The following is an 8,226-nucleotide window of genomic DNA, read 5'->3' on the forward strand; positions in this document are numbered from 1 at the left end:
TAAATGAGTTTGAATTCAACTCATTTTAAAACAATCAGGACTTTTGTCCCAAGGATCAACACTAGACCTATGAAAAGAAGATCAGCCGTAAAGGCAATGGCTTTAAGTTCAATTTCTCCAATATTTTTCCCACAAGGATTTACAGGAATAACCAAGCTTTTTGATAAAGCCGAAACAATTTTTAAAAGTAATTGGGAAAATTGGCCTGATATGAAATGGATAGGTCCTGAGTTTTGGGGGAATCGACTTCAAGATTGGGAGCTGAAAGCAGGTAAATCATGTTGTGTGATTTCAGGGCCAAATCGCACTCTTCATGTTTTGACCCATCAATTGGGGGAAGGTTTGAAGAATTTTGAACAATCAATTACAGTTAACTGGGAAAATCAAGAGCTCAAAAGTCAATCTGAATCTTATGTTGGTTTTAGATTGGGAGCGAAAGGAAGATTTCCGGATTACCGTTCTGCAGCAGTTTTCGGAGAAGGTTTAGACCTAGGGCTGAATGGTTTGGGGCAATTGTTTATTGGGGATCAAATCTCTTCGGAGAAATTGACTTCAGATGAAGCAATAAGCTTGGAATTGAAAGCAGAAGTTGTTGGAGATCTTTATACTTTAACCTTGAAGGCTATTCCAAAAGATGATGTTTCTAACCAAATTCAACTGGTTAAAAAGGAGGTAGATCCAGAATTATTGCTTGGTAATATTGCATTAGTTGCACATTGCCCTCAAAAGCTAGGGACAGATAAGCCAATGGTTTCTTTTGAGGATTGGATGTTTAAGGGTGAAAAGATTATAGAAAATGCAGATCAACTTTTTGGACCCATTTGCTTTGCTCAATACACTTTGCATCAGGGCTTATTGAAAATGACTGCTCAGTTGGCTCCAATTGAAGAGATTTCTAGTTTGAAGATTTCGCTTCAGGTTAGAAGAGATGAAAACTGGGAAACTCTTCAAACGGCCGACATTGATCCTTTGGGAAGGATAGCCCAATTCAGGATTAAAAATTGGCAAGAGCCGGGAACAGTGCCTTATAGGATTCATTTAGAGATTCCTCTGAAAAACAAGAATCAGGAATTTGACTATTATGGTGAGATTGCTAAGGAGCCCGGATCTTTGGAAGATTTAAAAGTTGCCGTTTTCAGTTGTAATGCAGATCATGGATTTCCAGATGAAGAGGTTTCTATCCACGTCAATATGCATAAGCCAGATATGGCTTTGTTTCTTGGCGATCAATTTTATGAAGGAACCGGAGGGTTTGGTATTCAAACGGATCGAATCGAGAAATCGAGTTTAGATTATCTCCGAAAATGGTACATGTTTGGTTGGTCGTATAGAAATATTTTTAGAACAATTCCAGCTGCATTTATTCCGGATGATCATGATGTGTATCATGGGAATGTTTGGGGAATGGGAGGCGAACATGCACCAACTGATCAAGGTTGGGGCTATGTGGCTCAAGATCAGGGAGGATATAAAATGTCTCCTCAATGGGTGAATATGATTCAGGCCACACAGACCAGTCATTTGCCGGATCCATATGACCCGAGACCGGTTAAGCAGGGTATCAATGTTTACTATACAGATTGGAATTATGGAGGAGTGAGTTTTGCGATTTTGGAGGACAGGAAATTCAAATCCGCACCTAAGAAAGTTTTGCCGGAAGAGGCTCAAGTTCAGAATGGCTTCATCCAGAATCGGGATTTTGACATCAAAAAGTATTATGATATTGAAGCAGATCTCTTAGGAAAAAGGCAAATGGAATTTCTTTCACATTGGGCTTCAGATTGGAATAATGGAGTTCAGATGAAAGCCGTTTGTTCCCAGACGAATTTCTGTACCGTAGCCACATTACCTGAAGGAAGTATCATTGATGAAATTGTACCAAGTTTGGCAATTCCTGAAAAAGGAGAGTATGTTGATGGAGATGCTCCCACCTCAGATATGGACTCCAATGGATGGCCTCAAAAAGGAAGAGATGAAGCATTAAGAACAATTAGAAAAGCCTTTGCTTTGCACATAGCAGGAGATCAACATTTGGCAAGTACGGTGCAATATGGAGTAGATGAATTTAGAGATTCAGGATTTGTATTTGCTGGGCCTGCATTAAATAACCTATGGCCAAGAAGATGGTGGCCTCAAGTTCCTTCAGAACATCAGCCTCTTCCTGGAAAAGCAAAAAATACGGGAGATTTTATGGATGGTTTTGGTAATAAAATGACTGTTTATGCGGTGGCAAACCCCTATAAAACAGGATTTGAACCATCGAGGATATATGATAGAGGAACGGGGTATGGAATTATCACTTTTGACAAATCTTCCAGAACTATGAAAATTGAGTGTTGGCCTCGAAATGTTGATCCGATTTCAAACCCTTCTGCTCAATACGACGGCTGGCCAATTGAGATTTCACAAGAAGAAAATTATGGTAGGAGAGCTTTGGGATATTTACCGGAAATCAAAGTGGAAGGAGCCAAAATGCCTTTGCTACAAATTTATAATGAGAAATCGGGTGAACTGGAATACGCCATTCGGTTAAAAAGTGGAAGCTATAAACCAAAGGTTTTTTCAAATGATTCATTTATGATAAATCTAACAGACTCATCTTCAGGCAAAAAGATTTCAATGGGGCAATTGAAAATTTCTGAAGGAAATGAAGAACCTTTGATTTTCGATTTCAGCGAGTAGGTAAGCAATAGCCCGATCTTTCGATCGGGCTATTGCTTTAAGAAGCTAATCCCTTTTGTATTCTCTAAATTTTTATCATGGTTTTTTCGAATCCCACATTTTGTGACTGCTCAAAGGTTTTGAGAATAAACATCCCCAGAGAAATAAGTGCAAAATTCTTAATAATATACTGTCCTACCAACGTAGGGGTAAACCAGGTCTGCCAAGTGGCATCAGGCAAAATTAATACTGGTAAGAATGTTGTGACCATATGAAAGATCAATAAGTAAAATGCATATTTCGTGAATTTTGGAAAAAGCCAAACAACTCCGATGAAGCATTCGAATAGCCCAAATCCAAGACAGAAAACTTTGAAATCCAGCAATCCTCCAAATGTCTCCAGGAAAAGATTTTGGACCAGAGTTTCAGCGGGGGAGATTCCAATAACTTTTAAAATCCCAAACCAGAAATAAATAATAAATAAAGAGAAGCGACCGAGTAAGGCTGAGGATTTCATAGGGTGTATTGTTTAGATTCCCGAAACCTAAACTTTCCCGAAAGTTCTTCCAATGATAAAAATCAGGTTTTGGGTTTTTATTTGGTTAATTATTGAATCTTATGAATGATGGTGGATTGACGAAATTGTTTGTGCTTTTAATCCGAAGGTTTTGTCGAAACTTGAATGAAAACTTAGAGTTTCCGGTTTCATCATTTGGAATATAAGTGACCTTAAATTCCACTGTTCCAAAAATCAAGTTTTCATTTCTGATCCTTAAACCAGAACTAATTCCCGTATAGATGTTTTCGGTGTCTAGACAAGTGTTGCATCGAACTCTTACCATATCAAATATCCCAAACATGGCAATTCTAAACCCTATTAAAGACCAAGGAGTGAAAAGTTGAGAACCTGCTCTAAATGAGGCTCTTTCCTCAGCCTGATAGTCCCTAATTCTTAAGCCAGGTATCTGAGTAGAGTTTATTTCAAGCCACTGGTTTGTATTGGTGTTAAATAGCTTAGCCAATGAAAAGTTGATTTCATTTCTCAGTCTATAACGTCCTAGGACAAAAGCAGGTGTGAAATAGCGAAATGTTGTAAAAACTAAGGCGTCCTCTAACTTGGAGTTATTATAAAAACTAGATGAATTAAAATCTACAATATAAAAACTACCGGATGGATATCCTTTTGAATAATTGAATTTAACTCCAGTATACGGTCGCTGTGTATCTTCTTGTCTAATAATCCCAAAGGAAGGACTTAATGAATAGCCATAAGGCACATCTTCTGTTCTACCAAATCCATAGACATACTGAGTTTTAAAAAAATCTCTTTTATAAAAAGTCATTTCCGTCAAAACACCATTAATATCTCTGAAGGATCGCTCTTGATAGAAATCTTCTTGGACTGGAGTGTCTATTAAATAACCCTTAAAGGATCTGACAGCGAGGAACATTCTATTCCTGTCTTGAATAGACTTTTTTGCACCGAAATTATAACCAATCCAAAAGTCTGCGACATTGTATTTGTAGTCCAAAAAAACTGAATCAGGTCTTGAATAGACGTTTTTTGACCAATTACTACTCCATTGTCCACCACCAGCGAGTCGGGTATAGGGGGACATTAATTTTCTTTCCAGTTTCAAGCCATAGGAATATTCTTTCTCTATTCCATATGAAAAACCATCATTGATTTGAGTATAGAATAATCCTAAATCAACAAAACTTCCTAAAAAGCTTTTCTTTTCATAAGAGGCCCCAATCCCAGTTCTTGGCCTTCTATCGGTATCAAAAAGCAAATTAAATTCTAACCTTTGTCCTCGTCCATCAAGATTTGCGTCATAGGCTCTCAATATTGGTGCTGAAGTAAGATTTCCTCCTGCAGAAAACCCAATGCTGAAAACATCTTTGGTCAAAATAGTTACATCCACTGAATCGGTACCTTCTACAGGTGTAAGAATGAATCTTGAATCCAAAATGAAATCTAAACCCCTCAAAAACCTTTCATTATCCCCCATTTTATAAGGGTTTATTTTTTCATTTGGTTTAATAAATAGGTTTTGACGAATAGTTTTTTCTCTTGTATTCGTATGTAATTTGTTAGCAATTCTACCCATTTTTTGGACAATAGGCTTTTGATTACCATAAATTGATTTTTCAAATCCAACGCTTTCGATAAAGATATTTCTTATGATTTTCCCATTAAATGGCAGGAATTCCTCATCGCTATTTTGTACCAAAACAGTATCTCTATTTGATCGAGTAATTAAGCCAATTCCCTCCTCTAGGGCCTTTTTTGAAATGGAGGTTTTAGTACTGTCTTTTTTGCTTTGCGCAAAGCCGAAATTACAGATTAAGAAAGAAACCAATATTAATGCGAAAGCTCTCAAAAATTTAAACTTCTAAGTACCGGATTCGGGAATTTGATTAATTTATGAATCTTCCAGCGGACTTGTAGCTAACAGGACCTTTTTAGTGAAAAGAAAGTATTTCAAAAAGAGATTTTAAAAATTAAAATTCTAATGGTAATACCTTAAAAACTATTTCTTTGTAATTATTTTTTTCATAAATCACTCCGATTTCTTTTCTGTCAATAATTACCAAATCACTGTAAGCAGTATAGGCTGATTTACCAGGATTTCTAATTCCATCAATCAAGATAGTTTTTGGCCAAGTCTTTCCTTCATCATAGCTAAGCTTTAGGCTAAGATTATTCCTGTTTTGGGTGTCTGCATTATTAGAATGGACAAGAGTAAATCTACCTTTTGAATCGGTTAATGAGACAATTGATCCCTGACAAACAGGATCTGGAAGTTCATCTTCAAATTCTGCCTCATCCCATGTCTGTCCTCCATCAGAAGAAAAAGCTAGGATCCGCTGCCGGATATCTCCCTTCTGGTTTCGAATACTCATAATCATTCGATCATTTGGCAATTCAGTGGCAATGGACTCATTGGAACCTGGAATATCAACCGATTCAGAAATCTCGAATGTTTGCCCATGATCGTCAGTAAAAAAACCATGGGCTTGATATTCGCTGAAATTGTCCTGGGGATCTCCTTTCGAATGATTAGCAGCTACAAAAATTCTACCCTTGAACTTACCTTCTTGAAACTGAAAAGCATGCCCAGGAGTATTTGCATAATGTCTCCAATCTTCAGGAAATTTGTATTCTGGGTTGAAAGTCGGATTATTGGGGCGATGTGCTTGCTTGGTAATATTAACAGGTTTCCCCCAATTTTCTCCTAAGTCAAATGATTTCATCATCCAAACTTCTCTGACTCCCCGGTTCATTCTAATATCGTATTCATGATTATTTCCTGTATTGAAAAATAGATATACAACACCATTAGGATATTCCGGATCAAACATATCCACCACTGGTGCTGGATTGCCAGCCTGAAGAGAATCATAATCGACAAGCATTTTTAGATCTGACCAGGTTTTACCTTGATCTCTACTTCTTTTCAAAACCAAATTCACATCCCCGAAGTCAGCACCTCCATTCACTCTACCTTCAGCAAAGGCCAAAAGGTCTTGATTCGGTAATGATATGATTGCAGGAATTCTATAGATTTTATGACCTTCAGCTCCACCAATGAAGACAGTGCTCTCTTGGGAAAAACAATTGCTTTGTAAAAAGACAATCAAGAAAAAGGAAGTTAAAATATTTTTTATCATAAGATTTATATTCAAGGAAAAACGAAAATAAAGCTTTCTTTCCAATTGGAACTCGGGGTCAGAAGTCTAAATAAAATCAATAGTAGTTTAAATGCTTGAGAAACTAGCGATTGTAGAATTTGAAAATTCATTTGAAAGTATAGAAATTCTATTTTTGGGTATGCCTAGACGAATATCAGTTTCTCTTATTCTTTTTTTATTCTTTGGAGGTTTTGCTCGAGGGCAAGATTCTAAAAGTTTTCAGATTCATTCACATAACGATTATTTACAAAATGCACCATTCTGGGAAGCCTTTGGAGCTGGGGCATCTTCTATAGAAGTAGATGTGATTTTACAAGATGGTCAATTGATGGCTGCCCATGAAAAAGAAAGTATAAATCCCTCGAAAACTATTCAAAGTCTCTATTTGGACCCAATTCGGGAGGGTTTGAAAAATGGAGTAATTGAAGAAATCAATTTCACCCTACTCGTAGATTTGAAAACTGCTGCTTTGCCGACTTTGGAAATACTGCAGTCTATAATGAAAAACTATGGGGATATCGCTTTTGGAAAAGATAATCCTAGAGGCTTAAAGTTGATCATTTCTGGAAATAGACCCGATGTAAAAGAATATGAATCATACCCTGAATGGATGTTTTTTGACTACCAAAGCAAAGATTTGAATAATTCTCTTCCTTGGGGAAAAATCGGAATGGTCAGCCTGAGTTTCAGGCAATTTTCAATCTGGAATGGAAAAGGAAGGATGGTAGAAGATCAACGAGAGAATCTTCAGCAATTCATTGATCTGGTTCATTCTTTTGACAAACCAGTCAGATTCTGGGGAACTCCCGATTCCAAAACTGCCTGGAAGGCTTTCTATGAAATGGGGGTTGACTACATTAATACGGATAAACCCTACGAAGCCAATTCCTATTTGAAGAGTCTGCCAACTTCAGTTTATCAGAACCCCTCGATTCATCAAGTATATTATCCAAAATTTGAATTCGATGGAGCATCAATGCCTGTAAAACAGATCATTTTGCTGCTTGGAGATGGGAATGGATTGGCTCAGATTTCGGCAGGATTATTTGCCAACGGAAATGAGTTGAATCTGGTTCAATTGAAAAATATGGGTTTGGTTAAGACCCAAGCTACAGATGATTTTACTACAGATTCCGCTGCAGGAGCTACTGCTTATGCCACGGGAAAAAAAACGAATAATAGAGCTTTGGGAGTAGATCAAAATGGAAATCCACTTCAAAATCTCCCGGATATTTTGGATGGATTTGGATTCCGATCTGGGATCATCACTACAGATCAACTGACAGGGGCTACACCCTCGGCATTTTATGCACATCATGCCGAAAGAGACGATGCTTTGGAAATTGCCGCATTTCTACCAAAAAGCAAACTGGATCTGTTTATTGGTGGAGGTGAGGATATTTTTTCTTCTGAAATACCAAACTTAAGAGATGCTGGCTTCACTTTGGTAAAAAGTCTGGAACAAACTAATGATAGTCGGATTGGATATTTTGCTTCTAAAGGATCATTGCCTAAAAAGTTGGATGGGAGAGGAGAATACTTGTTGGAAAGTACCTCATTTGCTCTTGATTTTTTAAGGAAGAAAAACGCTCCTTTTTTCCTGATGGTGGAGGCCGCAAATATCGATTCGGGAGGACATGAGAACAGCACGTCTATGATTGTCTCTGAAATGTTGGACTTCGACCAAGTGATAGGTCAGGTGATTCAATATGCGGATCAACATCCTGGTACTTTGGTGGTAATTACAGCAGATCATGAAACTGGAGGGGTTTCTATTCCTCAGGGGGATATTGCCTCTTCTACTTTGGAACTGGCTTATCATTCTGATGACCATACCGGGATTTTGGTTCCCATATTCGCTTATGGTGC

At 37.6% G+C, this 8,226-nt stretch carries 5 protein-coding genes; 2 read left to right on the forward strand and 3 right to left on the reverse strand.

Annotated features, from left to right (window positions below):
* Window positions 1–69 precede the first annotated feature (69 nt).
* Window positions 70–2,682 (forward strand): alkaline phosphatase D family protein, encoded by a 2,613-nt coding sequence (locus Q0L68_RS12570; protein ID WP_296703654.1) that lies wholly within the window; start codon window positions 70–72, stop codon window positions 2,680–2,682.
* Between the two features lie 64 nt (window positions 2,683–2,746).
* On the opposite strand, the gene Q0L68_RS12575 is transcribed toward Q0L68_RS12570, so the two are convergent.
* The 3 genes from Q0L68_RS12575 to Q0L68_RS12585 form a co-directional block, all read right to left on the reverse strand.
* On the reverse strand, window positions 2,747–3,178 hold the full coding sequence (locus Q0L68_RS12575; protein WP_296703656.1) for a hypothetical protein: 432 nt from the start codon (window positions 3,176–3,178) through the stop codon (window positions 2,747–2,749).
* An 85-nt stretch (window positions 3,179–3,263) separates the two neighbouring features.
* Window positions 3,264–5,045: a hypothetical protein gene (locus tag Q0L68_RS12580; RefSeq protein ID WP_296703658.1), complete on the reverse strand. Its 1,782-nt coding sequence runs from the start codon at window positions 5,043–5,045 to the stop codon at window positions 3,264–3,266.
* A gap of 121 nt (window positions 5,046–5,166) precedes the next feature.
* A complete protein-coding gene (locus tag Q0L68_RS12585) occupies window positions 5,167–6,336 on the reverse strand; it encodes a sialidase family protein (RefSeq protein ID WP_296703661.1) in 1,170 nt (389 codons plus the stop codon).
* Window positions 6,337–6,427: 91 nt separating this feature from the next.
* Between Q0L68_RS12585 and Q0L68_RS12590 the strand changes: the two genes are divergently transcribed.
* The coding region (locus Q0L68_RS12590; RefSeq protein ID WP_296703664.1) for an alkaline phosphatase at window positions 6,428–8,226 on the forward strand (1,799 nt) is incomplete at its 3' end.

This window comes from Algoriphagus sp. (genome assembly GCF_024642405.1).
Lineage (GTDB): Bacteria > Bacteroidota > Bacteroidia > Cytophagales > Cyclobacteriaceae > Algoriphagus.

Excerpts from the sequence above, each read along its gene's own strand:
- Q0L68_RS12585 (WP_296703661.1), bottom strand. The coding sequence starts at position 6,336 with ATGATAAAAAATATTTTAACTTCCTTTTTCTTGATTGTCTTTTTACAA.
- Q0L68_RS12575 (WP_296703656.1), bottom strand. The coding sequence starts at position 3,178 with ATGAAATCCTCAGCCTTACTCGGTCGCTTCTCTTTATTTATTATTTAT.
- Q0L68_RS12570 (WP_296703654.1), top strand. The coding sequence starts at position 70 with ATGAAAAGAAGATCAGCCGTAAAGGCAATGGCTTTAAGTTCAATTTCT.